At 67.9% G+C, this 24,725-nt stretch carries 22 protein-coding genes; 8 read left to right on the top strand and 14 right to left on the bottom strand.

Going from position 1 to position 24,725, the window contains the following annotated elements:
- Window positions 1-69 precede the first annotated feature (69 nt).
- The 9 genes from ACTXG9_RS09795 to ACTXG9_RS09755 form a co-directional block, all read right to left on the bottom strand.
- Window positions 70-816, bottom strand: coding sequence for a hypothetical protein (locus ACTXG9_RS09795; protein ID WP_188249659.1), 747 nt, complete (start codon window positions 814-816; stop codon window positions 70-72).
- Between the two features lie 35 nt (window positions 817-851).
- Complete coding sequence (locus tag ACTXG9_RS09790) at window positions 852-1,529, bottom strand: DUF4124 domain-containing protein (protein WP_021203232.1); 678 nt, start codon at window positions 1,527-1,529, stop codon at window positions 852-854.
- Window positions 1,530-1,572: 43 nt separating this feature from the next.
- Window positions 1,573-2,163, bottom strand: a complete 591-nt coding sequence (locus ACTXG9_RS09785) for a Sua5/YciO/YrdC/YwlC family protein (protein ID WP_019660786.1) — start codon at window positions 2,161-2,163, stop codon at window positions 1,573-1,575.
- A gap of 97 nt (window positions 2,164-2,260) precedes the next feature.
- The gene (locus tag ACTXG9_RS09780; protein ID WP_021203233.1) at window positions 2,261-4,744 is read right to left on the bottom strand and encodes a DNA topoisomerase I; all 2,484 of its coding nucleotides are present in this window, start codon (window positions 4,742-4,744) and stop codon (window positions 2,261-2,263) included.
- Between the two features lie 192 nt (window positions 4,745-4,936).
- A complete protein-coding gene (locus ACTXG9_RS09775) occupies window positions 4,937-5,869 on the bottom strand; it encodes an RDD family protein (protein WP_134730044.1) in 933 nt (310 codons plus the stop codon).
- Window positions 5,870-5,918: 49 nt separating this feature from the next.
- Window positions 5,919-6,671, bottom strand: coding sequence for a pilin (locus ACTXG9_RS09770; RefSeq protein WP_206621884.1), 753 nt, complete (start codon window positions 6,669-6,671; stop codon window positions 5,919-5,921).
- A 39-nt stretch (window positions 6,672-6,710) separates the two neighbouring features.
- The gene (locus ACTXG9_RS09765) at window positions 6,711-7,184 is read right to left on the bottom strand and encodes a DUF494 family protein (RefSeq protein ID WP_005411195.1); all 474 of its coding nucleotides are present in this window, start codon (window positions 7,182-7,184) and stop codon (window positions 6,711-6,713) included.
- A gap of 43 nt (window positions 7,185-7,227) precedes the next feature.
- On the bottom strand, window positions 7,228-8,355 hold the full coding sequence (gene dprA / locus ACTXG9_RS09760; protein WP_456115648.1) for a DNA-processing protein DprA: 1,128 nt from the start codon (window positions 8,353-8,355) through the stop codon (window positions 7,228-7,230).
- Between the two features lie 166 nt (window positions 8,356-8,521).
- Window positions 8,522-9,655 (bottom strand): LysM peptidoglycan-binding domain-containing protein, encoded by a 1,134-nt coding sequence (locus ACTXG9_RS09755; RefSeq protein ID WP_111101734.1) that lies wholly within the window; start codon window positions 9,653-9,655, stop codon window positions 8,522-8,524.
- A gap of 126 nt (window positions 9,656-9,781) precedes the next feature.
- Between ACTXG9_RS09755 and def the strand changes: the two genes are divergently transcribed.
- The 5 genes from def (at window position 9,782) to ACTXG9_RS09730 (ending at window position 15,815) form a co-directional block, all read left to right on the top strand.
- A complete protein-coding gene (gene def / locus ACTXG9_RS09750) occupies window positions 9,782-10,294 on the top strand; it encodes a peptide deformylase (protein WP_019660780.1) in 513 nt (170 codons plus the stop codon).
- 120 nt (window positions 10,295-10,414) lie between these two features.
- Window positions 10,415-11,338: a methionyl-tRNA formyltransferase gene (gene fmt, locus ACTXG9_RS09745; RefSeq protein ID WP_021203238.1), complete on the top strand. Its 924-nt coding sequence runs from the start codon at window positions 10,415-10,417 to the stop codon at window positions 11,336-11,338.
- Between the two features lie 3 nt (window positions 11,339-11,341).
- Window positions 11,342-12,673 carry a 16S rRNA (cytosine(967)-C(5))-methyltransferase RsmB gene (gene rsmB, locus ACTXG9_RS09740; RefSeq protein ID WP_021203239.1) on the top strand — a complete coding sequence of 444 codons (1,332 nt, stop codon included), beginning with the start codon at window positions 11,342-11,344 and terminating at the stop codon, window positions 12,671-12,673.
- Between the two features lie 23 nt (window positions 12,674-12,696).
- Complete coding sequence (locus tag ACTXG9_RS09735) at window positions 12,697-14,406, top strand: ArnT family glycosyltransferase (protein ID WP_456115649.1); 1,710 nt, start codon at window positions 12,697-12,699, stop codon at window positions 14,404-14,406.
- Window positions 14,407-14,558: 152 nt separating this feature from the next.
- The gene (locus tag ACTXG9_RS09730) at window positions 14,559-15,815 is read left to right on the top strand and encodes an O-antigen ligase family protein (protein ID WP_021203240.1); all 1,257 of its coding nucleotides are present in this window, start codon (window positions 14,559-14,561) and stop codon (window positions 15,813-15,815) included.
- Between the two features lie 30 nt (window positions 15,816-15,845).
- On the opposite strand, the gene ACTXG9_RS09725 is transcribed toward ACTXG9_RS09730, so the two are convergent.
- Window positions 15,846-16,652 (bottom strand): glycosyltransferase family 2 protein, encoded by an 807-nt coding sequence (locus ACTXG9_RS09725; protein WP_021203241.1) that lies wholly within the window; start codon window positions 16,650-16,652, stop codon window positions 15,846-15,848.
- Between ACTXG9_RS09725 and ACTXG9_RS09720 the strand changes: the two genes are divergently transcribed.
- Window positions 16,651-17,709 (top strand): CDP-glycerol glycerophosphotransferase family protein, encoded by a 1,059-nt coding sequence (locus ACTXG9_RS09720; protein ID WP_111098728.1) that lies wholly within the window; start codon window positions 16,651-16,653, stop codon window positions 17,707-17,709. The two genes, ACTXG9_RS09725 and ACTXG9_RS09720, sit on opposite strands and share 2 nt — an antisense overlap.
- Window positions 17,710-17,839: 130 nt before the next feature.
- On the opposite strand, the gene ACTXG9_RS09715 is transcribed toward ACTXG9_RS09720, so the two are convergent.
- The 4 genes from ACTXG9_RS09715 to ACTXG9_RS09700 all read right to left on the bottom strand — a co-directional run bounded on the left by ACTXG9_RS09715 (window position 17,840) and on the right by ACTXG9_RS09700 (window position 22,073).
- On the bottom strand, window positions 17,840-19,378 hold the full coding sequence (locus ACTXG9_RS09715) for a PH domain-containing protein (RefSeq protein WP_206621557.1): 1,539 nt from the start codon (window positions 19,376-19,378) through the stop codon (window positions 17,840-17,842).
- Window positions 19,375-19,875 (bottom strand): PH domain-containing protein, encoded by a 501-nt coding sequence (locus ACTXG9_RS09710; protein WP_021203244.1) that lies wholly within the window; start codon window positions 19,873-19,875, stop codon window positions 19,375-19,377. The genes ACTXG9_RS09715 and ACTXG9_RS09710 overlap by 4 nt, the downstream gene beginning before the upstream one ends.
- 75 nt (window positions 19,876-19,950) lie before the next feature.
- A complete protein-coding gene (gene ribA / locus ACTXG9_RS09705; RefSeq protein ID WP_019660771.1) occupies window positions 19,951-21,087 on the bottom strand; it encodes a GTP cyclohydrolase II RibA in 1,137 nt (378 codons plus the stop codon).
- A gap of 65 nt (window positions 21,088-21,152) precedes the next feature.
- Window positions 21,153-22,073, bottom strand: coding sequence for a lauroyl acyltransferase (locus ACTXG9_RS09700; RefSeq protein ID WP_111101741.1), 921 nt, complete (start codon window positions 22,071-22,073; stop codon window positions 21,153-21,155).
- 60 nt (window positions 22,074-22,133) lie between these two features.
- Between ACTXG9_RS09700 and dtd the strand changes: the two genes are divergently transcribed.
- Together dtd and rpoD are read left to right on the top strand one after the other, a co-directional pair.
- Window positions 22,134-22,574, top strand: coding sequence for a D-aminoacyl-tRNA deacylase (gene dtd / locus ACTXG9_RS09695; protein ID WP_019660769.1), 441 nt, complete (start codon window positions 22,134-22,136; stop codon window positions 22,572-22,574).
- Between the two features lie 91 nt (window positions 22,575-22,665).
- Window positions 22,666-24,519: an RNA polymerase sigma factor RpoD gene (gene rpoD, locus ACTXG9_RS09690; protein ID WP_019660768.1), complete on the top strand. Its 1,854-nt coding sequence runs from the start codon at window positions 22,666-22,668 to the stop codon at window positions 24,517-24,519.
- Window positions 24,520-24,725 lie beyond the last annotated feature (206 nt).

Here is a 24,725-nt window from a genome sequence, read left to right as displayed (position 1 = left end):
CGGCCGGCAACCACAGGATATTCAGTTGATTGCAGTTGCCGGCCAGCGGCCGGCACTACCGGATGGCGGTCACCCCGGCACCGGGCAGTTGCTGGCCTCCAGCACACCCTGCAACCGCTCGCGGTCCTTGCGCGCGCTGTCGCGGTTCTCGGGCGCGGCGAAGCGCTCCCGGCCGCGGGCATCGCGGAAGCGCTGCTGCCAGGCACCGCAGCGCTGTGCTTCGGGAAGCGCTTCGCACTGATCGCGCACCACTTCACAGCTGGCGGCATTCACCGGCGTCACTCCGCCAAGGCCCTGTACTGTCATCAGCTCGCAGCGACCTGGCGCAGCCTCGTACTCGTACAGGTAGCCGCCGCCCTGGCTGTCGGTGCACTGGAAGATAGGAGGAAGCGGCGGCTTCGGTGAACCGTCACTTCCAGCAGCACGGGCCTCGGCATCGCGACGCAGCGTCGCGCTGTCAAGGATCTGGTCGTCTCCTTCGTGTTCGACCATGCCTGCTTCCATGATCGTGCGTCCTTCGTCCGCGCGTCGTGCCTTCGCTGGGGCCGCAGGCGCAACACCCGGGTTGGCCGGCAGCGGCGCGGGTGTTTCCACCGGGGTGGGGGCAGGTTCAGCGGCCACAGGGGCAGCGGCGGCCGGCTGCGCGTTGCCCTTGCCGGGTATGCGCAGCACCTGCTGCCTGCTGCCAGTGGGGCACGGCGTGCGCTGCAGGGTAGGGATGTCACTGCTGCTGGAGGTACAGCGGTAGATCACGCCCTCTTCGGCCAATGCGCTTCCAGGCAGCAGCACCAGGAGCAGCCAGATCACTCGGTTCATGCGTACAGCGTACAGGCCGCGGCGGCTTGCTGCGGTCAGCGTTCGCAATCGCGCGACAGGCGCGCATCGATGCCGCGCTGTTCGTTGCTGATGGCGGTGCGTTCACTCTGCAGCGCACTGTTGTACCGGCGATCCAGTTCCCAGCGGCGATCACGCAGTCGCGCACAGACTTCCTGCGGCGGCAACGCATGGCAGCTGTCGCGGACCAGCACGCTGCCGGCCGGAACCTGCACGCCCATGCCGATCGAGGGGGGACGATAACCCGCGCCTTCGCCGATCGGCGTGCCGGTGGCCGGGCGCGGTCCGGGGTAGGCCGGGCCGTGATGGGCGTGTGGCAGCCAGACACTGGTCCACAACGGCACCCAGCGCGGATTGCCTTCGTTGTTGTCGCTGGTATAGCGTCGGCCATCATCGCTCACGCATTCGTACATCGGCTGCGGCGGCTGGATGTAGACGTGGCGGACTTCGCGCTCGCGGATGACCGGGGTTTCGCCGGGCGGCGCAGGCGGGGCATCACTGCGCACCACCCGTGGAGCGGGATCGCGCGGGCGCTGCAGGTCGCGAACCTGCTGGCGGCCGCTGTTGCAGGGCGTGTCCTGCAGGGCCACGGCCCCGTTGCTGGAAACGCAGCGGTACACCCGCACGTCTTCGGCTGCGGACGCCGTCCACGGCAGCAGCAGGCACAGGCTGAAGGTGGCGCGCAGCAGGCTCATGGCGGCAGCGTGCGTGATTGTCCGCGGCAGTGCAATCGGTGGCTCAGGACCGCAGCACGTTGCCGCTGAGCGCGTCGCGTATGGGGGTGGGTTGGGCCAGGCCACCGGTCTGTCCGTCAAGGATGCCGTCGAGCAGGCGCAGCAGGCGCGGATCCAGCTCTTCGCGGCTGCGCGCCGGTGGTTCGCCGGCCAGATTGGCGCTGGTGGAGACCAGCGGGCCGCCCCAGGCGCGGCAGAGTTCGGCCACCAGCGGGTGCGCGCTGATGCGCACCGCAATGCCGCTGTGTTCGCCGGTGACCCAGGGCTGCGCGCGCGGGCCAGCGGGCAGGATCCAGGTGTTGGCGCCGGGCCAGCTGGCCAGTACCGCGCGCTGGCGGGCGTCGGGCAGCGCCTGCAGGCGCACCCAGCCTTCCAGCTGCGCCAGCTCGGCCGCGACCAGGATCATGCCTTTCTCGATCGGTCGCTGCTTCAGCCGCAGCACCATGTGCACTGCCGCTTCCTGCGAGGGATCACAGCCCAGGCCCCAGACCGCTTCGGTCGGGTAGGCGATCACGCCGCCGGCGCGGAGCGTGGCGACAGCAGAGTCCAGGGTGAGTTCTTTCATGGCGGCGACCGGCCCGGCGTGGGCCTCCATTATCCCCCTGCTGCGTGCAGAAGGGGTGGTCGGCGCGGACGGTAGGTGCGGACCGTTGGTCCGCACACCTTGCCCCTCATCCACGCATGGCGTGGATCTACTTCTTCGCAGCGGCCTTCTTGACGGCTTTCTTCGCCGGGGCCTTCTTTGCGGCGGCCTTCTTCACCGCCTTCTTTGCCGGCGCCTTCTTGGCAGCAGCCTTCTTCGGCGCCGCTTCCTTCTTCACTGCCGCCTTCTTGGCCGGTGCCTTTTTCGCTGCCGCCTTCTTGGCGCCGAAGCCCTTGCGCACCGGCTTGCCGGTTTCTTCCATCAGCTGCTGCACTTCGGCCAGGGTCAGCGATGCCGGCTCGCGGTCCTTGGGGATCTTGCCGTTCATCTTGCCGTCGCTGATATACGGGCCGAAGCGGCCGTTCAGCACCTGGATGTCGCTGCCCTCGAATTCCTTGATGATCCGGTTGCGCGCGATCTCTTCCTTCTCTTCGATCAGGAACACGGCACGGGCCAGGTCGATGGTGTACGGGTCGTCTTCCTTCTTCAGCGAGGCGTAGGTGCTGCCACGCTTGGCGAACGGCCCGAAGCGGCCAATCCCGACGCTGACCGGCTCGCCCTTGTCCTCACCCAGCGCGCGCGGCATCAGGAACAGCTCCAGCGCGTCTTCCAGGGAGATGGTGTGCATCGACTGGCCAGGGCGCAGCGAGGCGAACTTCGGCTTCTCCTCGGCGTCCTCGGCGGTGCTGCCGATGGCGGCATACGGCCCGAAGCGGCCCAGACGCACGCTGACCGGCTTGCCTGTCTTCGGATCGGTGCCAAGCTCGCGCGCGCCACTGGCCTCGGCGCGGTCGACCGATTCCTTCTTGTCTTCCACCAGTTCCTTGAACGGCTCCCAGAAGCGAGCCATCAGCGGAATCCACTCTTCTTCGCCACGCGAAACGGCATCAAGCTCGTCTTCGAGCTTGGCCGTGAAGTCGTAGTCCACGTACTGGGTGAAGTGGCTGGACAGGAACTTGGACACCGCGCGGCCGACGTCGGACGGGCGGAAGCTGCGGCCTTCCATTTCCACGTACTTGCGGAACAGCAGGGTCTGGATGATCGAGGCGTAGGTCGAGGGACGACCGATGCCGTACTCTTCCAGCGCCTTCACCAGCGCCGCTTCGGTGTAGCGCGGCGGCGGCTGGGTGAAATGCTGTTCGGCCTGGATGCGTTCCAGCGGCACGCGGTCGCCCGGCTTCATCGCCGGCAGCTTGCGGCCTTCGTCCTCGTCCTCGGCGCTCTTGCTGTCCTTGCCTTCCTCGTATACGGCCAGGAAGCCGGGCACCACCACCGTGGTGCCGCTGGCACGGAACACGTGCTCGCTGCCGGCCGACAGGTCGACGCTGACGGTATTGAGCGTGGCCGGGATCATCTGGCAGGCGACGGCGCGCTTCCAGATCAGTTCGTACAGGCGGCGCTCGTCGTCGGTGAGGAAGCGTGCGACCTGGGCCGGGGTGCGCAGGGCCGAGGTCGGGCGCACCGCTTCGTGCGCTTCCTGGGCGTTCTTCGACTTGGTCTGGTAGGTGTTGGGCTGGTCCGGCAGCGAGGCGATGCCGTAGTCGCGGGCGATCACGTCGCGGATTTCCGCCAGCGCGTCCTGCGACAGGTTCACCGAGTCGGTACGCATGTACGAAATCAGGCCGACGGTGCCTTCGTCGCCGATGGCCACGCCCTCATACAGCTTCTGCGCAACCTGCATGGTCTTGCGGGTGGTGAAGCCGAGCTTGCGCGAGGCTTCCTGCTGCAGGGTCGAGGTGGTGAACGGTGGCGCGGGACGGCGCTTGCGCTCCTTGCTGGCCACGTCGGTGACATGCAACGAGCCCTGCGCGGCCTGCTGGATACGCAGGCGGGCGGCTTCGGCGGTGTCACCGTCGGTGATGGTGAACTGCTCGAACTTCTGCCCGTCCAGCTTGACCAGCTTGGCGTTGAAGTGCTGCGACGGGTGCGCGCATTCGGCCGCGATCGACCAGTATTCGCGGGCGACGAAGGCTTCGATCTCTTCCTCGCGCTCGACGATCATGCGCAGCGCCGGGCTCTGCACGCGGCCTGCGGACAGGCCGCGCTGGACCTTGCGCCACAGCACCGGCGACAGGTTGAAGCCGACCAGGTAGTCCAGCGCGCGGCGCGCCTGCTGGGCATCGACCAGGTCGCTGGCGATCGCGCGCGGCTGGCTGATCGCTTCCTTGATGGCGCGCGGGGTGATCTCGGTGAACACCACGCGCTGCATCGGCTTGTCCTTGACCAGCCCGCGTTCCTTCAGGATCTCGGCGATGTGCCAGCTGATCGCTTCACCTTCGCGATCCGGGTCGGTTGCCAGCAGGATGTCGTCGGCACCCTTGGCGGCCTTGGCGATCGCATCGACATGCTTTTCGTTCTTGTCGATCACGTCGTAGTGCATGGCGAACCCGTTGTCCGGGTCGACCGCGCCTTCCTTCGGGATCAGGTCACGCACATGCCCATACGAGGCCAGGACGGTGTAGTCCTTGCCGAGGTATTTGTTGATCGTCTTGGCCTTGGCTGGCGATTCGACGATGAGCAGGTGCTTGGGCATGTCGGGAGAGGTCTGTGGGCGGACCGGGAGAAGGGGCCGCTAGGGTGGAGCAAACGGCCGCATTAGTGAAGCGGCCACGGGCAAATCCATAAACTGAACGCCCGGTAATGTGCCGGGCGTTCAGGTTTCACCTTATTAGAGGAATCACGCCCGGCCGGCCCGTGTCAAGCAGCCAGGCGTGAGGATGGCCGTTCACGAGGCCATCTTGGCGATGAAGCCTACCGCGAACACCAGCAGGGCCAGGCCGACCAGAGACAGCAGGCCGGTCAGCACGAGCACCAGTACGGTTACCGTGCCCAGCTCCCGGCGCTGCAGCTGCGGCTGGTCGGTGTAGGCCCAGCGGTCGACCACGAGGGTGTCGCAGACCATGTCGTGCAGGCCCTGCTTGCGTTCGGTGAAGGCGGCCATCAGGAAACCGATGCCGAGCGTGAAGCTGCTCAGCAGCATGGCCCAGTAGCGACCAAATGCGCGGGCCTTGGTCAGGCGTTCGCCGTTGCCGCGCACCACCTTGATACCGACTGCCATCTTGCCCAGCGTGGCGCCGCCCTGCGAGGCATGGAACCAGGTGTAGTAGGCCATGCCGATGCCGAGGTTGATCAGGGCGCTGGCCAGCTGGGCAACGATCTCGATGGCCGATTCGCCGCTGCCCACCGCGCCCATGCTGGCGCCGAGTATCGCACCAAGAATGGCACCGATGATGCTGCCGGGGACGACCAGCACGAAGTAATCGATCATGTAGGCCGCCACACGCTTCCAGAAGCCTGCGTAGACCACTTCACCGCCAACCACCGGCTGCGCGTGGCCACCGCTGCTGGTGGTCGCTGGAGCGCTGTAAGGCGAGCTGCTGAGCGCGCCGGTGCCGGGCAGCGGTGCGGTGCCGCTGTCGATGGCGGCGTAGTCGCTGCGCAGGTCGAACCCGCCGCTGCTGCTGGCAGTGCTGGCATCGGCCAGCGTCTGCAGGCCGAGCTCGTCGACCATCTGCCGCAGCGCAGCCCACTGGGCCATGCCCTCCCGCCAGACCAGGGTGTCCAGGTTGAGCTGGCCGCGCTGGAAGCGCTGGCGGATCTCCTGGACCGGCAGCGGGCCCTGGCGTTGCTGTCCTTCGGCGTAGTACCACTCAGTCATTGCATGTTCCCTGTTGAATCATCCTTGGAGGTGCTGGCGTGCGCGCGGTTCAGCCGCGGCACGACGGCGGCAGGTACTTGTCGTTGCTCTCGCCGCTGCATTCCCAGCGGCCGCTGTCGCGATCGTATTCCAGCCACAGCAGATCGCCATCGAGGCTCTTGCCGGGCAGCGCCAGGGTGGCTTCGATGCCGCAGTGGCCGTTGTTGAAGCGACCGATGTTCACCGCTGACAGCCCTGCATGGGCGAAATCACCCGGGGCCGGGAAGCCGGCGTCGTTGCCACCCGGGCAGCGGCCTTCGTCATCGGCGAAATGCTGCACCTGGTCCTTCAGCGGCTGCAGTGTGGTCACTGCGCCGGCGACCTTGGCGCGAAGGGTGTAGTCGTTGTAGGCGGGCAGCGCGATGGCGGCCAGGATGGCCACGATCGGTACCAGCACCAGCAGCAGGCCGCCGCCGATGATGGCGGTCAGGGCGCAGCCGGACAGCTTCTTCTTCGGCGTCGGCAGGGCGCTGGCCGCTGCGCTGGTGGCGTAGGGCGTGGACGGTGGCAGCACCGGTGGCTGCGGCGGAGGCGGTGCTGCCGGCTCCGGTTCGGGTTCCACGGGCGGTGCAGCGGCGTCCAGCGCCGGCACGATCAGGCCGAGCTCGTCGACCACGGTGCGCAACGGCTGCCATTGCGGCAGGCCGTCGCGCCAGACCAGGGTGTCCAGGGAGATCTGGTTGTTGCGGAACAACTCGACCAACTGTTCCGCCGGCAGCGGGCCTTGCTGCCGGTTGCCTTCTGCATGGAACCACTCGCTCACGGGGACGCTCCTGAATGCGCTATGCCCCCAAGTGTACGGTCAGTGCAGGGGTTCTGGCTCGTCCATGAACATCTGCGTCTCCATCCAGGCATACGCCGCCTCGGAGCCGGGCTGGTTGAACAGCACCATCAGCACGACCCACTTCAGGTCGTCCAGGTCCAGTTCGTCCTGGTCCAGGGCCATTGCCCGGTCCAGCACCAGCTCGCGCTGGTCGGCATCGAGGATGCCGTGCTGTTCCAGGTACAGCAGGAACCCGCGGCATTCCACGTCCAGCTTGTCAAGCTCGGGGCCGTGGTACACGCGCACGGGGCCATCGACCCGAGCCTGGGCCACGCTCGGCCGCTGCGCGGCCAGGGCATCGAGCCAGTCGAACGCCTTGTTGATCTCGGTTGGGCTGAAACCGGCCTGGATCAGGCCGTTCTGAAGCGAATCGCGGTCACGGATCAGGTCCGCATCTTCGCTGAAATAGTGTTCAAACAGGTACAGCAGTACATCCAGGATGCTCTCTTTCATTGCCCCTCGGCCTGCGTCGCGCGACGCTGTGGAGGTGAAGAAACTAGGGAGTTCGACAGTAGCGGCCGTGTACGCACACCACGATTCCCGCCAGTTCCATGGCCAGCAGCATGGAGGACACCTGGGGCGCCGTCAATCCACAGCGTGTGATCAGTGAATCCATACTGCTTGGGTTGTGCTCCAGCGCCCGCCACAAGCACTGGTAGTCAGGGTCGTCGGCCCAGTGCGCCGGCAGGCGTGCGGGCGATGCCTGTTCAGTGGGGGTGGCCAGCCGTGATTGCAAGCCCGGCAGCTGCTGGCGGAGGGCGGGGGCCAGCAGTTCGAGGACCTCCTCCGGGCGCTCGACCAGTGCGGCACCCTCGCGGATCAGCCTGTGGCAGCCCGCAGCGCGCGGATTGAGCACCGAGCCGGGCAGGGCGCAGACCTCGCGGCCGGCCTCGGCGGCCAGGCGTGCGGTGATCAGGGCACCCGAGCGTTGGGCGGCCTCGACCACCACCGTGGCCAGGGCCAGCCCGGCTACCAGCCGGTTGCGGGCAGGAAAGTGGCCGGGGCGTGCGGGCGTGCCGGGCAGGTACTCGCTGAGCACCACGCCTTCGGCGGCGATGCGCGCCTGCAGCCGGGCGTGGCTGTCCGGATAGGCGCGGTCCGGTCCGGTGCCGATCACCGCCACGGTGCAGCCCCCCGCGTCCAGCGTGGCCTGGTGGGCGGCGGCATCGATGCCCGCCGCCAGGCCGCTGGTCACCGCCAGCCCGGCGTCGACGAAGCAGCCGGCAAACCGGGCTGCCAGCGCGCGTCCGCCCGGCGTTGGCGAGCGGCTGCCGACCAGCGCAACCGATGGGCGCCAGGCCCGGCTGGGGTCGCCGGCGATGAACAGCGCAAGGGGGGGATTGGGGACATCCAGCAGGGGCGGGGGGAAGGCCGGATCGGTGAAGGCCAGCAGGTGCTGGTTGTCGTCTTCCAGCCAGCGCCGTGCCACGGCCAAGGCCCGGGCGTCGGGGCGGTCCAGTGCGGCGCACTGCTCTGGCGTGCAACCGTGCGCGCGCCAGTTCGCGGCACCCTGCGCGATCGCGGTTTCCGCCCTGCCTGCGGCCTGCAGCAGGGCCCGCCGTGGTGCCAGCGCGCCGCCTGCCATCAACAGGCGCAGCAGCGCCTCGTCAGCTTGGTTGGTCATCCCCCCACTATCGAGCGCATGCAACAAAGGCGCCCTAGGGCGCCTTCGCATGTGGCTGTCAGACTTTGCCGGAGACCGCCCCTGTAGAGTCGACTGTCAGTCGACTACCGCGCGCAGCGCGGGCGCTTTCGGGGGGCGGTGAAGAGCAGTCGACTAACAGTCGACTCTACCGCGCATCCGGGTGCAGTGCGTTGTATCCCACGCGCACCGGCTTCACGCCCTGCATCACCAGTGCGTAGCTGACGTTGTCGAAGGTACGGAACACCATGGCGTGTGCGGCGTATTCGTCCGGCAGCGAGACGCGGCCGGCGCCGGTGCTGAGCGAATCATCCATGCGCGAGGAGTTCGGGTACTTCATGCGGTGCGCCACGTGGCGGCCCGGGCGCCACAGCGAGAACACGGTGCCGTTGTCCACGCCCTGCGCGCGGCCTGCGGAGATCGCGATCACGTCGCGCGGCCCACCAGCGGTGAACATGTCGGCAACGGCCAGCACGCGCACGTCGACGCCCTCGACACCGGCGGCCGGGACATGGGGGATGAACTGCAGGTCGTAGGGCCTGGCCTCGACCGGGACCAGGCGGTCGCCCGCACGTACCTCGCGGCCGCCCTCGTTCTTGTCCAGCACCAGGGTGGACACCTCGACCTTGCCGCCGGCGACGTGGGTGATGGTACCGGTGGCGACCTGGGCCAGCTCATAGCCAAGCACGCCGCGGCGGTGGTTGGGGGCGTTGTAGGCCCGCCACAGGTTGCCGCTGCCCGGGGTGACGTCGCCGTTGGCGGTCAGGTCCTCGGTCGGCTTGGGCTGGGCGTAGCGCACGGTCGGGCGGACCACGGCCCAGCGCTGGCCCAGCTGGGCGTCGGCCAGGCGCACGTACACCGCGCTGCCGCTGGTGACGCGCAGGCGCTCTTCTTCCAGGCCGGCCACGTAGGGCAGCTGGTCGATGCTGTCGACCACGCTCAGCTGCTTCAGGAACGGCTCGACCTGGGCCAGCGGAATGGCATCGATCGGGGCTTCCTGGCGCGGGCCGGGCTTGGCAGCGACGGTCACCCGGTCCAGGTAGGCCAGGCTGAGCACGTCACCGGGATAGATCAGGTGCGGATTGGCGATCTGTGGATTGGCCTGCCAGATCTCCGGCCACAGCCAGGGCTTCTGCAGGAAACGTGCGGCGATATCCCACAACGTATCCCCTTTTCGGACCACATAGGTGTCCGGGTGCCCGCCATTCACTTCCACGGCGGTAGCATAGGCAGCCACGGTCAGCATCGCCGCGGCGACGACCGTACGAAAACGAAGCAACATAGGTGTGAAGCCCTGATTCCCCAACAGGTCCGCGCACTATAGTCCAGAAACCGGGGCGCAAGGCAAGCGTTGGAGCTAGAATCTGCGACGTATGCCGGCGTGCCGGCCCATTACCCGGAAACAGCCATGGCCCTTCTCCCCATTCTCGAGTTCCCCGATCCGCGCCTGCGTACCAAGGCCGCGTTGATCGACGCCGCTGAAGTCACCACGCCGGCCTTCCAGGAACTGATCGACAACATGTTCCAGACCATGTACGACGCGCCGGGCATCGGCCTGGCTGCCACCCAGGTGGACGTGCACAAGCGCTTCATGGTCATCGATGTCAGCGAAGAAAAGAATGAACCGCAGGTGTTCATCAACCCGGAAATCGTCGCCAGGGAAGGGGGGCGGGTGTACCAGGAAGGTTGCCTGTCGGTTCCGGGCATCTTCGCCGACGTGACCCGTGCCGATACGATCACCGTGAAATACCTGGACCGCAACGGCAAGGAACAGCAGCTGGAGGCTGGCGAAGTGCTGGCCACCTGCATCCAGCACGAGATGGACCACCTGGACGGCAAGCTGTTCATCGATTATCTGTCGCCGCTCAAGCGCGAGATGGTGCGCAAGAAGCTGGCCAAGCAGCGCAAGCACGTGGCGTGATCGCCAATCCGGGCCACCCTTCGGGTGGCCCGTGCCTGCGCGACGCGCGCGGGCTGTACGGCGCCGGCCGACGGCGCCGTTTTCTTTCCTGCACGAATCCATCCTGCAAGTGGGGTAGCCATGAGGATTGTCTTTGCCGGTACGCCGGAATTCGCGGTGTCGTCGCTGCGCGCTGCGGCGCGCCACCACGAGGTCGTGGCCGTCTATACCCAGCCTGACCGCCCGGCCGGCCGTGGCCGTGGCCTGGCGCCGTCGCCGGTCAAGCTCGAAGCCGTGGCCCGTGGCATTCCGGTCTACCAGCCCGAATCGCTGAAGGATGAAGCTGCCCAGCGGCAGCTGCGCGACCTGCAGCCGGACCTGATGGTGGTGGTCGCCTACGGCCTGATCCTGCCCAAGGCGGTGCTGGCCATTCCGACCCATGGCTGCTGGAACGTGCATGCCTCGCTGCTGCCGCGCTGGCGCGGTGCCGCGCCGATCCAGCGTGCGATCCAGGCCGGCGATGCGAAGACCGGCGTCTGCCTCATGCAGATGGAGGCCGGCCTGGATACCGGCCCGGTGCTGCTGCACCAGGAGCTGCCGATCGCGGCCACCGATACCGGCGGCCAGCTGCATGACAAGCTGGCCGAGCTTGGTGCCCAGGTGTTGTCCGATGGCCTGGGCCTGCTGCGCGCGGGCATCAAGCCGATCGCGCGGCCGCAGCCGGAACAGGGCGTGACGTATGCGCACAAGCTGGACAAGGCCGAAGCCAGGCTGGACTGGGCGCAGGACGCCGGCGCGCTGGCGCGTACCGTGCGCGCGTTCAATCCGTGGCCGATCGCCGAGGCAACGCTGGCCGGCGAACGCGTGCGCATCCATGGCGCGGTGGCACTGGAGGCAGACCACGGCCAGGCGCCGGGCACGGTGCTGGCCGCCGGCCGTGATGGCATCGACATCGCCTGTGGCCAGGGCGCACTGCGCCTGCGTGTACTGCAGCGGGAAGGTGGCAAGGCGATTACTGCGGCCGACTACCTCAACGCCCGCCGCGATCTGCGCGTGGGAGCATAAGCGGTGTCGAAGCAGAACGATTTCTCCGTCGCCAAGGCGGCGCCGGGAGCGGCCACGCGCATGCTGGCCGCACGCGTGCTGGCACAGGTGTTCACCCGTGGCCGGTCGCTGAAGGCCGAACTGGCCTGGGCGCTGCCGAAGCTGGCCGACAGCCGCGACCGCGCGCTGCTGGAAGCGCTGTGCTTCGCCGTCCTGCGCCGCCGCAGTACCTATGACGCGGCGCTGCAGTCGTGGATGCAGAAGCCGCTGTCGGCGCGTGATGCCGACCTGCGCACGCTGCTGATGGTCGGGTTCGCCCAACTGGACGTGCTGGCGTTGCCGGCGCACGCGGCGTTGTCGGCCACGGTCGATGCCGCGCGTGCCCTGGGTCGTGAGCGCCAGGCGGGCCTGGTCAATGCGATCCTGCGCCGCGCGCAGCGCGAAGGTTTCCCGGAACAGCCTGCGCGCGATGCCTTCCCGGCGTGGCTGGCCGATGCCGTCGAGCGCGACTGGCCGGCCCAGGCCGAGGCGATCTTTGCCGCCAGCCTGCAGCCGGCGCCGTTGTGGTTGCGCGCCAACCGCCAGCAGGGCGGCCGCGACAAGGCACTGGCGACGCTGGCCGAAGCTGGCATTACCGCGCAAGCCAGTCCGCTCAGCGCCGACGCGTTGCGCCTGGCCTCGCCGGTTGCCGTGAATCAGCTGCCCGGCTTCGCCGAAGGCGCCATCTCGGTGCAGGACCTGTCGGCGCAGTGTGCGGCCGACGCGCTGGCCCCGGCGGCCGGTGCCCGCGTTCTGGACGCCTGTGCGGCCCCCGGTGGCAAGTCGGCGCACCTGCTGGAGCGCGACCCCGGCCTGCGCCTGCTGGCGCTGGATATCGACGCGCGCCGCCTGGCCCGTGCACGTGACACCTACGTTCGCACTGGCGTGGGCGAGCATGCGCAGACCCTGGCTGCCGATGCCAGTGATCCGGGTGCCTGGTGGGATGGCGTGCCGTTCGACGCGATCCTGCTCGATGCCCCGTGCTCGGCCACCGGCGTGATCCGGCGGCAGCCGGATGTGATGTTCCACCGACGTGCCGAGGATATCGATGCGCTGGTCGGTGTGCAGGCCCGCCTGCTGGAGGCCTGCTGGTCGATGCTGCGTCCGGGCGGCGTGCTGCTGTATGCCACCTGCTCGATCCTGCGTGCGGAGAACATCGACCAGGTGCGGGCGTTCCTGAAATGGCACCCGGACGCGGTGGCAGAGCCGCTGGATGACCGATTCGGCCTGGACTGCGAGGGAATCGCGCGCCAGCGACTGCCGGGTGACAGCGATGCTGACGGATTCTTTTACGCGCGTCTGCTAAAAACAGCCTGACCCCCGCTGACGTTCCGAGTCCCATGCTGAATTCCCGCGCGTCGCGCGAGACGTGGTTGTTCGTGGCGATGGCCCTGCTGCTGCTGGGGGCCGGGCTAAGCCTTCGTGATCCGTGGCCATCGGACGAGCCGCGCTTTGCGCTGGTGGCCAAGCAGATGGTCGACAGCGGCCACTGGCTGTTCCCGCACCGCGGTACCGAGTTGTATTCGGACAAGCCGCCGATGCTGATGTGGTGGCAGGCTACGCTGTACGGCCTGGTCGGGCAGTGGCGCGTGGCCTTCCTGCTGCCGTCGCTGCTGGCGGCACTGGGTACGCTGTGGTGCGTGGTCGACCTCGGGCGGCGGCTGTGGACACGGCGGGTGGGGCTTTACGCCGGCTGGGCGCTGCTGTTCGCGCTGCAGTTCACCTTCCAGGCGAAGAAGGCGCAGATCGATCCACTGCTGCTGCTGTTCATCACCCTGGCCAACTACGGCCTGCTGCGCCACCTGTTGCTGGGACCAGGCTGGCGCTGGTGGTGGCTGGGCTGGTTCTTCGCTGGCATCGGCGTGATCACCAAGGGCGTGGGCATGCTGGCGCTGCTGATGATCGTGCCGGCGGTGACCGCTGCGGTACTGCAATGGCCACGGGTGGCACTGCACGCGCGCGATGCCCGCTTCTGGCTGGCGCCGCTGGCCTTCCTGCTGGCGGTGTCGTTGTGGCTGGCGCCGATGCTGCTGGCCGGTTTTGCCACCGGTTCGGACGAATACCGCGCGTACATGGACGACATCCTGTTCCAGCAGACGGCGCGTCGCTATACGCACTCGTGGGACCACCACCAGCCCTGGTGGTACTTCCTGGCGATCATGCCGTCGATGTGGATCCCCGCGTTCCTGCTGCTGCCGTGGGCGCTTCCGGCTTGGTTGCGGCGGCTGCGCCGGCGCGATCCGCGCTATCTGCTGCCGCTGTCCTGGTGGTTGATGGTGGTGCTGTTCTTCTCGATCCCCGACGGCAAGCGCGATGTCTACATCCTGCCGGCGCTGCCGATGTTCTGCCTGGCGCTGGCGCCGTTGCTGCCGGGGCTGCTGAAGCGGCGCGATGTGCAGGCCGTGGTGGGAGTGTTCACCGGCCTGCTGTCACTGGGCCTGGTCCTGGCTGGCGCGATGGCGGTGCTGGGCGACCCGGCCTTCGAGCTGCGCCTGACCCACAGCCGCGGACTGGCGCCCGGCGCCGTCGACGCGCTGGCCTGGACGATCCTGGCGATGGGCGTGTGGGGCGCATTGAGCCTGCTGGCCTGCGGTCGTCGCCGGCATCTGGCGCTGGTGTCGACCCTGGCGATGGTCTGGGTGCTGTACAGCCTGGTCGGCTACCCGCTGCTGAACGATTCCAGTTCCGCCCGCGGCCTGATGCGCACGGTTGGTACACGGCTGGGCCCGGATGCCGAGCTTGGGCTGGTGGCCTGGAAGGAGCAGCATCTGCTGCTGGCCGACCGCCCCGCAGCGACCTTCGGTTTCGAGTCGGACTGGGACGAGCAGCTGATTGCGGCCACGCGCTGGCAGCGGCTTGCGCCCGAACGCCGTTGGTTGCTGGTCCACGAGTACGCAATGCTGTCGTGCGTCGAACGCAGCCGCTCTGAACTGGCCGGCGTAGCCAACCGGCGGCGCTGGTGGCTGGTGCCGGCGACGGCGGTGAAGGTGCCCTGCGTGGTCACCGCAGAGGAGCGGGAACGTGAACGGCGTCTGCAGGAACATGACTAGTCCCCCCCTTCCTGCTTGTCCAGTCTGCCCAAGCGGGGTCAAAGGCAGTAAAACAGCAGGCCGGGATGGCCTGCACCGCCCCTTCCCGTTCTTTCCAGCCGATTGCAGCGATACTTCCCGACGTGCCAGCTTCACCGGACAACCTGAACCTCATGGCCGGCGATCCGCTGGGCGTTCCCGCCGGCGGACGTCAGCGGGTGGCGCATGGGCTGGCCCAACTGGGCCTGTTCTGCCTGCCGGCACTGGTGCTGACCGTGCCCATCAACCTGTTGCCGTATGGCCTGCTGCTGCTGCTGAGCACGCTGCTGGCGCCGGAGCTGCTGTGGCGCGCGCGCGGGATGGCCGGCCAGCCGGTGAAAGTGCTGGCCTGGCTGATGCTGGCGGTGCTGGCGCTCGGCCTAATGTCGGTAGTGTTGTTCGAGCAGGGCCTGCGTGACGTCGACAACCGGTCGCGGTTCGTGGTGATCCCGTGGATCGCGCTGTGGGTCTGCGCGCTGCGTCCCGACGTGCGGTGGCTCTGGTACGGATCATTGACCGGCCTGCTCGCCGCCTTCGCGATGTCACTGTGGCAGGTGCTGGGTGGCGCCCCGCGCGCAGAGTTGTTCACCAACGCCATCGTGCTGGCCGACATCGTGATGGTTTTGATGGTGCTGCTGGTGTTCTGTCGCCCGTCGCGGCGCTGGTCGCTGGTGATCCTCGGCATGGCGGCCGGCTGCGGCACCATCGTGCTGACCGGCAGCCGCGGTGTGTTCGCCGCCTTGCTGGCGCTGCTGGTGGTGCTGACGTTGAGCCTGCGCTGGCGCACCGGCGCGGCGCGCCTGTCGGTGCTGGCAGGCATGCTGGCGATCGGTGCGACCCTGCTGCTGTCGGTACCGGAACTGCGCCACCAGGTCCGCCTGAGCGAGCTGCACAGTGACGTGCAGCGGATGGAGTTGGGCGACAGTGATTCTTCCGCCGGTGCCCGCGTGGAACGCCTGCAGGTGGCCTGGGAGACCTTCCTCGACCACCCGCTGGTGGGTGTTGGCATCGGTCATTTCGACAGCGCGATGCTGCGCGTGCCGGTCTGCCGTGAGAACCCGGAAGAGTTGCGTTGCCACCTGGGGCATGCGCACAACGATGTTGCCGAATGGGCAGCGACCCAGGGCGTACCGGGCCTGCTGCTGTTGCTGGCGGTGTATGGCATCCCGCTCTGGTTGTTCGTGCGCCTGCATCGCCGCAGCGGACGGTCGACCTTCCGGGGGCCGGCCGCAGCCGGCATCATGCTGGTGATCACCTACGCACTGTGCGGCCTGACCCAGTCGATGTTCGCGCACCAGATGACAGCCAGTTTCTACGTGACCCTGGTCGGCCTGCTGACCGGCCTGTCGATCGTCGAGGGCGCGCGCCACCGGGCAATCACCGGGGCGTGATCCAGCGGCGCCCCGGACAGGGCCGGGCGATCAGGGGTTCGGCGGGTCAGCCACGGCCTGGCCGTTGCCCAGCATCCACAGCATGATGGTTTTCTGCCGCACGTAGTTGGCGCGTACGTAGGCATAGACCAGTCCATGCCAGCCGTCGCGGAAGCCGCCACGGAACAGGAAGCCGCGCCAGAACCGCCAGGCCGGCGCCAGCACCAGCTTGCCCAGCGTGGCCCGCTTGCCGCGTGCGAACTCGTGCTCGGCCATCATCCGCGCGTATTTCTCGGTCTTGGCCAGCTGCTGCTGCAATGAGCGGTACGGATAGTGGACCAGGTCGCCACGCAGGGTACCGACGCTGCCGTCGACGCTGGCAGCCTCGTGGATCTCGCGCTTGCCGCGCCAGCCGCCCTGGCGGCGGTCGAACAGGCGCAACACTCGGTCCGGGTAGGCGTTGCCATGGCGCAGGAACCTGCCGAAATACTCCGACAGGCGGGCGAAACGGTAGCCGGCATGGCCGCTGAAGCCACTGTCGCGGGCCTGTTCGATGGCCGCGCGCAGTTCCGGACTGATCCGTTCGTCGGCATCCAGGCACAGTACCCAGTCGTGGCGGGCCTGCTCGACGCAGAATGCCTTCTGGCTGCGGAAACCGTCGAACCGGCGCTGCAGAACACGGGCGCCGGCAGCTTCGGCGATGGCGACGGTGGCATCGGTGGAGTACGAGTCCACCACCACGATCTCATCGCAGAACGCCAGCGAGGCCAGGCAGTCGCCGATGCGCCCGGCCTCGTTGAACGCGATAATGCACGCCGAGATGCGAGGCCGTTCGATGGGAGCGGTCGTGGAGGACATGATGGCCGGGTACCTGTTGTTTGCGACGGAGCGCTATGCGCTGCCTATTCTCGCCCCGTTGGCGCAGGCCTTGCACGCATCCGGGCAGGAGGTAGCGGCCTGGTTCGAGGACGGCGCGGCCGGCAGCAGCCTGCCGGGGGTGCCCAACGTGGGCCTGAAGCAGGCCCTGGCCCTGCGTCCGCGGGCGGTGTTCAGCGCGGCCAACTGGGTGCCGACGTTCCTTTCGGGCGCCAAGGTGCAGCTGTTCCATGGCTTCAACGTGGAGAAGCGGGACAGCGCGCGCGGCCACTTCCGGGTGCGCGGCATGTTCGACCTGTACTGCACGCAGGGGCCGGCCACCACCGCGCCGTTTCGTGAGATCGCGGCCCTGCAGGGCCACTTCGCGGTGGCCGAGACGGGCTGGCCGAAGCTGGATCCGCTGTTCCGCGACGATGGTGGCGAGAGCGCCGCGCTGCGCGCCGCCGCTGGAGGACGCCCGGTGATCCTGTTCGGTTCGACCTTCACCGAGCGCCTGAGCGCAGCGCCGCACCTGCACCCGCAGATCGCCGCCGATATCGCCGCCGGTGACCATTACTGGCTTCTCACCCTGCACCCGAAGTGCCCGCAGGACCTGTTCGAACGCTACCGCGCGCTGGCCGGTGCCAATGCCCGCTTCATCGAGCCGGAGCAGGTGATGGCCGCGCAGCGCGCCGCCGACGTGCTGGTGTCGGATACCTCGTCGATCGTTTCGGAGTTCATCGTGCAGCACAAGCCGGTGGTGACCTTCCGCAACCGCGTGCCCAAGCCACACATGATCGACTTCAATGATCCTGCGCAGCTGGAGGCGATGCTGACGCGTGCGCTGCACCCGGACGCGGCGCTGCAGGCGGAGATCGTGCGCTATGCCGATGCCATCCATCCGTACCGCGACGGCCTGTCCAGCGAGCGGGTAATCGCGGCCACCGAGGATTTCCTGTCCGGTGAAATGGGCGCGCTGCGGCGCAAGCCGTTCGGCAGCTGGATGCGTGATCTGCAGATCCGCAGGGACCTGGGCTATTGGGGCCCGTCGCAGCGGTAAGCCGAGCATTGGCTCGGCTCTAGAGTAGATCCATGCCGTGCGTGGATGCGCGCCCCCGCTCGCGGTAATGCCGGCCGCTGGCCGGCAAGCTCGGGGATGTCTGCGGTTGCCGGCCAGCGGCCGGCACTACCTACCAGCGCAGCTTGCGCCGCGCCAGCGCCGCAGCCAGCTGATCCATCACCTGCTGCGCCTGTCCCTGCGGCAGATGGTGCAGGGTCAATGCCACATCGCCATGCGCGCCGGCAGTATCCAGCTGCAGGCTGCTGGTGCCCAACAGCTTGTCCAGCGGCGAGCGCAGCAAGCGCAGGCCCTGCACCTTGTCCAGTTCGGCCCAGCGCCACCAGCGCTTCCACCAACCGCCACGCACCGCCACGTAGTGCTCGTCCAGGTGCCAGGCCATGCGTGCCATCTGCCGATGAGCGACCAGCAGCGCCACCGGCAGCCACGCCAGCACCAGCAGGCCCCATGGCCCCCAGCGCCAGTACGCGGCTGCGGCCAGCAGGGGTACCAGCAGCAGCGTTCCCAGGCACAGCCGCCACCAGCCACGCTGCGGAATGGAGTGCCATTGCGTCGGCGGCCACTGCAGCTGAGGCAACAGGTGCTGCACCAGCTGCTCGCAGCGCGTCGCCTGGGCCAGTGGTGCCAGCTCGCGCAGGGCGCGGTCCTCATCGCGCGCAGGGCCACCGGCAGCGCTGTCGATGCGCAGCTGGCGCAGGCCGAACCAGCGATGCAGGGTGGTTTCGCGCAGCGTCCAGGCCTGGATGCGGCGACGCGCGACACTGCTGCGGGTGCGGCTGAGCAGACCGGCGGAGACGGTCAGGCGGCGATCCTGCTCGCTGAGGGTAAAGCCGTGATAGCGCAGCAGGGTCAGTACCACCGACAGCACGCGCAGCGCCAGCCAGCCCAGCAGCAGTGCGGCGGCCAGCAGCAGGAAAGCGCCTGCTACGCCGGGGTGCAGGTGGCTGGCGTAACCGAAAGCCTCGCGGCCACCACGTTGGATGGCTTCGTCCATCACCGGCCGCGGCACGGTCTGGAACAGCACGCCGAAGGCGGCAACCGCCAGTGCCCAGCCCCGATTGGAGAGCAGGCCCATGCGCATCACGTCCCAGCTGGACAGGCGCAGCAGGACGTGTTCGGTGTCGGCCACGGTGACCGCAGGCGCGGGGACAGCGTCGGCGGCCTGTGGTGCCTGCCCGCGCTGGCGCACGAGACGTTCCAGCGCCAGCGCCTGGTCCAGCTTCAGCACTCGCATTTCCGCTTCGGGGCGCACGCCGCCGGCCGACTCCAGGCGCAGCTCGGCCACGCCGAACAGCCGGTGCAGCGGATTCTGCCGCACTTCCACGTTGTGGATGCGGGCGAACGGAATCTCGCGCCGGTTGCGCGCAAGCAGACCGCTGCGCACGGTGATCGCATCGCTGCCGATGCGGTAACGGTAGCTGAGGTACTGCAGGACCGAGACCAGGACCAGCGCGGCGATCGCCGACAGTGGGATCAACTGCGCCCACATCGGATCGTGGGCGCCGCGCTGACCGAATACCAGCAGTGCGACCAGCGGCAGGAAGTAGTGGCGCAGCTGCATCAGCAGCACGAACAGCCATGACCACGGGTGCAGGCGGTGGTCCTCGCCACCGGCGCGCAGTGCTGCAGGCAGAGGCGGTGGCAGGCTCACAGGGCGTCAGCGTCCTGGTCGAGCTGGTGCGAAAGGGTGTCGCGCAGACGCTCGGCGTCGGTTTCATCCAGGCCGCTCACGGTTACCGCGCTCATGCGGGTGCCGGCGGTATGCACGATCAGCGTGGCAAGTCCTGCACGGCGTTCCAGCGGGCCCCTGCGCAGGTCCAGGTGTTGTACGCGCGAAATGGGAATACGGGTTTCCAGCTGCCACATCAGGTCTCGCCGCAGGCCCAGGCCCTGTGCGTCCAGCCGCCAACGGGTGCGGACCAGGCGGCGGTGGCTGAGCCATGCGCCACATGCAGCCCCTGCCAGCAGCCCGAGGGCGGCGACCCACGCGCCGCCGGGTAGATCGAAGAACCACCATGCAGCCGCCAGCGGCAGGCCTGGCACAAACAGGCCGCCGAAAGCGCCTTCCAATGCCGCCAGCCGCGCGGCGCGGCGCGGCAGCGACTGCCACGCGTCGGCGGGCGGAGCGGTCAGGGAGATGTCGGTCACGCGGGCTCCGTCAGGTGGCAGGGCGAGCGGTGGCGGCGGTAGCCGCACCGCGCAGACGGTAGCAGGTCGGCTGCGTTACTGGGCAGCCTGGATCAGCGCATCCACGTCCAGCAGATGTCCTGCGCGATCGGCCTTGGTGCGCAGGTAGTGCTCGTTCTCGGCGGTGATCTCGCCGGTGACCGGAATGCAGTCCAGTACCTCGATGCCGGCATTGCGCAGGCGCTGTGCCTTGGTCGGGTTGTTGCTGAGCAGCGCCACGCGCGAAATGCCAAGGCCGTGCAGCATGGCCACCGCACTGCCGTAGCGGCGCTCGTCGGCGCCGAAGCCGAGCTGCGCATCGGCGTCGATGGTGTCCAGGCCGTCGTGCTGGTAGCCGTAGGCACGCATCTTGGCTGCGATGCCGGTGCCACGGCCTTCCTGGTCCAGGTACAGCAACACGCCGCCGCCCAGCTCCTTCAGCTTGCGCAGGCCGCGCCGCAGCTGGTCACCACAGTCGCACTTGAGCGAACCGAACAGGTCGCCGGTCAGGCATGAGGAGTGCACGCGCACCGGCACCACCGCCGACAGGTCCGGTTCGCCGACGATGATCGCGACCTGGTCGCGCTGGGCCACGCCGCCGCGGAACACCGCGAAGGTGGTCATGCCGACGTCGCGCAGCGGCACCGGCGAACGCGCCACCAGTTCGTAGTCGTGGGCTGCATGTGCTGCGCCTTCGGCCAGGTCGCACAGGGCCACCTCGGCGGCACCCTCGAAGGTGCGGTCATCAACGTCCAGGCGTACCGCCACCATCGCCGGCAGCAACAGGCCCAGGCGGGCCAGTTCCACCGCGCCGGCATCGAAGGCATCGCCCGCCGTCCAGCCGTCGGGCATCGGGCCCGGCTCGCGCAGGTAGCCCAGCGAGGGGAGGGCATCGAAGGCAACGCCGGCCAGCGGCAGGCGTGCGCCTTGCGGGGCCTCCACGCCGAGCACGCGGGCGCGGGTGGCGGTCAGGAACAGGTAATGCCGCTCGCGGGCGGCATTGGCGAAGGCAGCGAAGCTGCTGGCCGTGGCGCTGTCCAGCGCGATCACCGCCAGGCGCTGGCCGTGGCCATCGTGGAGCAGCACCGGGCGACCGGCGCGCAGTTCGGCCACCGCGCGCTCACAGCGGATCGCGGCCGGATCGCCGAACAGGGAAGAAGCAGCAGGCATGGCAGGACCGGGGGAGGCGGACATCGCAGTCTCTATGGGGGCGACGGCGTCGTATTCAACGTGGTGCGGCCAGTGGTCGCAGGCGGCCGTCAGTGGGGGTGTTCCTCAGTTGCGTACGGGTCTTCCTCGCCGCTGCCCGGCGGCCGCAACGTATAGCGCTTGTAGGTCCACTGGTACTGCGCCGGGTCGCGGCGGGCGATGCGCTCGATGCCGGCGTTGAGTGCGGTGGCGGCCACCTGCGGGTCCGGGTCGGCCACGGCCGGGTCGGTCGGTTCGATGTGCAGGGCGAATTGCATGTCCGGCCCGATGCGCTCGCACCAGCCGTACAGCACGGTGGCGCCGGTGCGCTCGGCCAGTCGGTTGACCAGGGTCATGGTCAGCGCCTGCACGCCGAAGAACGGCACGAACACGCCGTCGCCGGCCTTGGGCTGCTGGTCGGGCAGGATGCCGGTGGCACCGCCGTCCTTGAGCACCTTGAACAGCTGGCGCACGGCCGGACCCTCGGCGCGCACCTGCTGCACGTTCTGGCCGCCGCGCACCAGCTGCAGGAAGGCATCGCTGGCCTCGTCCTCCGGCGGCTTGTAGACGATGGCGATCTGCCCGCGCGAGGCCAGCCACTGGTTCAGCAGCTCCCAGTTGCCGAAGTGCGGCGCGGCCACGATCACGCCCTTGCCGCTGGCCAGGGCCGCGTCGTACAGGGCCGCGCCGTGCTGTTCCTTCAGGTGCAGGCGCAGATTGTCGGCCGGCGGCCGGCTCCACAGGCGCAGGGTTTCGATGGCCTGCAGGGCGGTCGAGCGCAGCAGATCGCGGTGCAGGCGGTCCCGCGCGGCACTGTCCAGGTCGGGGTAGGCCAGTTCGAGGTTGCGCCGGGTGACACGGCTCTCACGGGCATTGAGACGGATCCAGGCCCACGCCAGGGTGCGCGCGAACGCCCGCAGCAGCGGCCAGGGCAGGCGGGCGAACAGGGTGGTGGCGCGGTGGACCAGCCGGGCTTTGCGTTGCGGATTCATTGGCGCCAGTTTAGCCAAGGGCGCTGCTATCGTGGCCGGCCCTGTTCATTGGAAGCCCAGATGCTCGTCCTGATCCAGCGTGTCAGCCAGGCTGCTGTCCATGTAGATGATGAAACCGTGGGCCAGATCGGACCAGGCCTGCTGGCGCTGGTGGGCATGGAGCCGGGCGATACCGAGGCCCAGCTGCGACGGATGGCCGAGCGCCTGCTGGGCTACCGGGTGTTCGCCGACGAGGCCGGGAAAATGAACCGGTCGCTGCGTGACACCGGCGGCGGCCTGTTGCTGGTCAGCCAGTTCACCCTGGCCGCTGACACCCGTTCGGGCATGCGGCCGAGCTTCACCAGCGCCGCAGCGCCGGAGGAGGCTGAACGCGGGTTCAATCAATTTGTCGAGATCTGCCGTGAAAATCACGCGCCAGGGGTGGAAACAGGCCGGTTTGGTGCCCATATGGTCGTCAGCCTGGTCAATGACGGTCCTGTGACCTTCCTTCTCCGGCCCTGAGCCTGCGGGACCACCGCCCGGCAGGCGGGGCCCCGGGCTGGTATAATGCTACGTTCCCTATTTCCTACCCAGCCGGTGGCGCGAGCACTACATGGCCAACGAACGTCCTGCCCAATCCGAAATCAAGCAACTGATCAGCAAGGGCCTGGAACAGGGCTACCTGACCTACGCCGAAGTCAATGACCATCTGCCGGACGACATGGTCGACCCGGAACAGATCGAAGACATCATCGGCATGATCAACGGCATGGGCATCGATGTCCATGAAGTTGCGCCGGATGTGGAAACCCTGCTTCTCAACGACGGCAACACCGGCAACCGCGAAGTCGATGACACCGCGGCCGAAGAAGCTGCCGCCGCGCTGAGCGCGCTCGACACCGAAGGTGGCCGTACCACCGACCCGGTGCGCATGTACATGCGCGAAATGGGCACCGTCGAGCTGCTGACCCGCGAAGGCGAAATCGCCATTGCCAAGCGCATCGAGGAAGGCCTCTCCCAGGTCCAGGCCGCGCTCGGCCAGTTCCCGGTGTCGGTCGAGTCGCTGCTGAACGACTACGAAGCCCACAAGGAAGGCAAGAAGCGCCTGGCCGAAGTGATCGTCGGGTTCAATGATCTGGTCGACGAAGAGCCGGCGCCGCCGGCGGTCGCTGCCGATGACAGCAGCGATGCCGACGCCGAAGGTGACGAGGACGAGGACGATGATGTCGAGGGTGGCGAGGAAGAAGCCGCACCGACCGGTCCGGACCCGGAGGAAGTCGCCGCGCGCATGCAGGCGCTGAGCGATGCCTTCAATGCGTTCAAGAAGGCCGCGACCAAGGGCGACAAGAAGAACCTGCCGCGCCTGCGCGAAGAGATGTCGGCGGTGTTCGTCACCCTGAAGCTGCCGCTGCCGCTGACCGACGTGCTGACCAAGCAGCTGCGCGACACCATGGCCGACATCAAGTCGCATGAGCGCCGTGTGCTGAACCTGGCCACCGTCACCGCGCGCATGCCGCGCAAGGACTTCATCCGTTCCTGGGAAGGCAACCAGACCAACCTGGAATGGGTGGAAGACGCACTGAAGCGCAAGCAGAAGTGGTCGTCGGCCCTGCGCGAAGTGAAGGACCAGATCATTGCCGAACAGCAGGCGACGATCGACATCGAGAAGCTGACCCAGCTGGACCTGGAAGAGCTGAAGGAAATCAGCCGTGCCATGGCCTACGGTGAAGCCAAGGCGCGCAAGGCCAAGAAGGAAATGGTCGAGGCCAACCTGCGCCTGGTGATCTCGATTGCCAAGAAGTACACCAACCGCGGCCTGCAGTTCCTGGACCTGATCCAGGAAGGCAACATCGGCCTGATGAAGGCGGTGGACAAGTTCGAATACCGCCGCGGCTACAAGTTCTCGACCTACGCCACCTGGTGGATCCGCCAGGCGATCACCCGCTCGATCGCCGACCAGGCGCGCACCATCCGTATCCCGGTGCACATGATCGAGACGATCAACAAGTTGAACCGCATTTCCCGCCAGATGCTCCAGCAGTATGGCCGCGAGGCCACGCCGGAGGAGCTGGCCAAGGAAATGGACATGCCGGAAGACAAGATCCGCAAGGTGATGAAGATCGCCAAGGAGCCGATCTCGATGGAAACCCCGATCGGTGACGACGAGGATTCCCATCTGGGCGACTTCATCGAGGACACCAACGTGGAGTCCCCGATCGAGAACACCACCAACATCAACTTGTCTGAAACCGTGCGCGACGTGCTGGCCGGCCTCACCCCGAGGGAAGCCAAGGTGCTGCGCATGCGCTTCGGCATCGACATGAACACCGACCACACGCTGGAAGAGGTCGGCAAGCAGTTCGACGTGACCCGCGAGCGCATCCGCCAGATCGAAGCGAAGGCCCTGCGCAAGCTGCGTCACCCGAGCCGCTCGGAGCAGCTGCGCAGCTTCCTGGATATCGATTGATATCCGGCGATGGCTGATGTGTTGAGAGAAACCCCGCTTCGGCGGGGTTTTTCTTTGCCACCACATCCCTGTAACGCCCCGCCAGTGCTCGGAAGAGCCATATAATTACGTAACAAATAATGTAACAAAGATCCGCGTCGAAGCTGGCGCTTCGTGAATATGTCCATTATTTTCAGGCTCATAGATGCAAGGTCGTGCTTGCAGTC

It is taken from the genome of Stenotrophomonas maltophilia group sp. LNF247, from assembly GCF_054083135.1.
This window is presented reverse-complemented; position numbering and strand designations above follow the sequence as displayed.

What these genes read in the sequence shown, in the direction of transcription:
- fmt (WP_021203238.1), top strand. Translation starts at nt 10,415, where the DNA reads ATGAGGATTGTCTTTGCCGGTACGCCGGAATTCGCGGTGTCGTCGCTG.
- ACTXG9_RS09730 (WP_021203240.1), top strand. Translation starts at nt 14,559, where the DNA reads ATGGCCGGCGATCCGCTGGGCGTTCCCGCCGGCGGACGTCAGCGGGTG.
- ACTXG9_RS09780 (WP_021203233.1), bottom strand. Translation starts at nt 4,744, where the DNA reads ATGCCCAAGCACCTGCTCATCGTCGAATCGCCAGCCAAGGCCAAGACG.
- ACTXG9_RS09700 (WP_111101741.1), bottom strand. Translation starts at nt 22,073, where the DNA reads ATGAATCCGCAACGCAAAGCCCGGCTGGTCCACCGCGCCACCACCCTG.
- ACTXG9_RS09725 (WP_021203241.1), bottom strand. Translation starts at nt 16,652, where the DNA reads ATGTCCTCCACGACCGCTCCCATCGAACGGCCTCGCATCTCGGCGTGC.
- ACTXG9_RS09790 (WP_021203232.1), bottom strand. Translation starts at nt 1,529, where the DNA reads ATGAGCCTGCTGCGCGCCACCTTCAGCCTGTGCCTGCTGCTGCCGTGG.
- ACTXG9_RS09795 (WP_188249659.1), bottom strand. Translation starts at nt 816, where the DNA reads ATGAACCGAGTGATCTGGCTGCTCCTGGTGCTGCTGCCTGGAAGCGCA.
- ACTXG9_RS09775 (WP_134730044.1), bottom strand. Translation starts at nt 5,869, where the DNA reads ATGACTGAGTGGTACTACGCCGAAGGACAGCAACGCCAGGGCCCGCTG.
- dtd (WP_019660769.1), top strand. Translation starts at nt 22,134, where the DNA reads ATGCTCGTCCTGATCCAGCGTGTCAGCCAGGCTGCTGTCCATGTAGAT.
- dprA (WP_456115648.1), bottom strand. Translation starts at nt 8,355, where the DNA reads ATGACCAACCAAGCTGACGAGGCGCTGCTGCGCCTGTTGATGGCAGGC.
- ACTXG9_RS09720 (WP_111098728.1), top strand. Translation starts at nt 16,651, where the DNA reads ATGATGGCCGGGTACCTGTTGTTTGCGACGGAGCGCTATGCGCTGCCT.
- ACTXG9_RS09735 (WP_456115649.1), top strand. Translation starts at nt 12,697, where the DNA reads ATGCTGAATTCCCGCGCGTCGCGCGAGACGTGGTTGTTCGTGGCGATG.
- ACTXG9_RS09755 (WP_111101734.1), bottom strand. Translation starts at nt 9,655, where the DNA reads ATGTTGCTTCGTTTTCGTACGGTCGTCGCCGCGGCGATGCTGACCGTG.
- def (WP_019660780.1), top strand. Translation starts at nt 9,782, where the DNA reads ATGGCCCTTCTCCCCATTCTCGAGTTCCCCGATCCGCGCCTGCGTACC.
- ACTXG9_RS09765 (WP_005411195.1), bottom strand. Translation starts at nt 7,184, where the DNA reads ATGAAAGAGAGCATCCTGGATGTACTGCTGTACCTGTTTGAACACTAT.
- ribA (WP_019660771.1), bottom strand. Translation starts at nt 21,087, where the DNA reads ATGTCCGCCTCCCCCGGTCCTGCCATGCCTGCTGCTTCTTCCCTGTTC.
- ACTXG9_RS09785 (WP_019660786.1), bottom strand. Translation starts at nt 2,163, where the DNA reads ATGGAGGCCCACGCCGGGCCGGTCGCCGCCATGAAAGAACTCACCCTG.
- rpoD (WP_019660768.1), top strand. Translation starts at nt 22,666, where the DNA reads ATGGCCAACGAACGTCCTGCCCAATCCGAAATCAAGCAACTGATCAGC.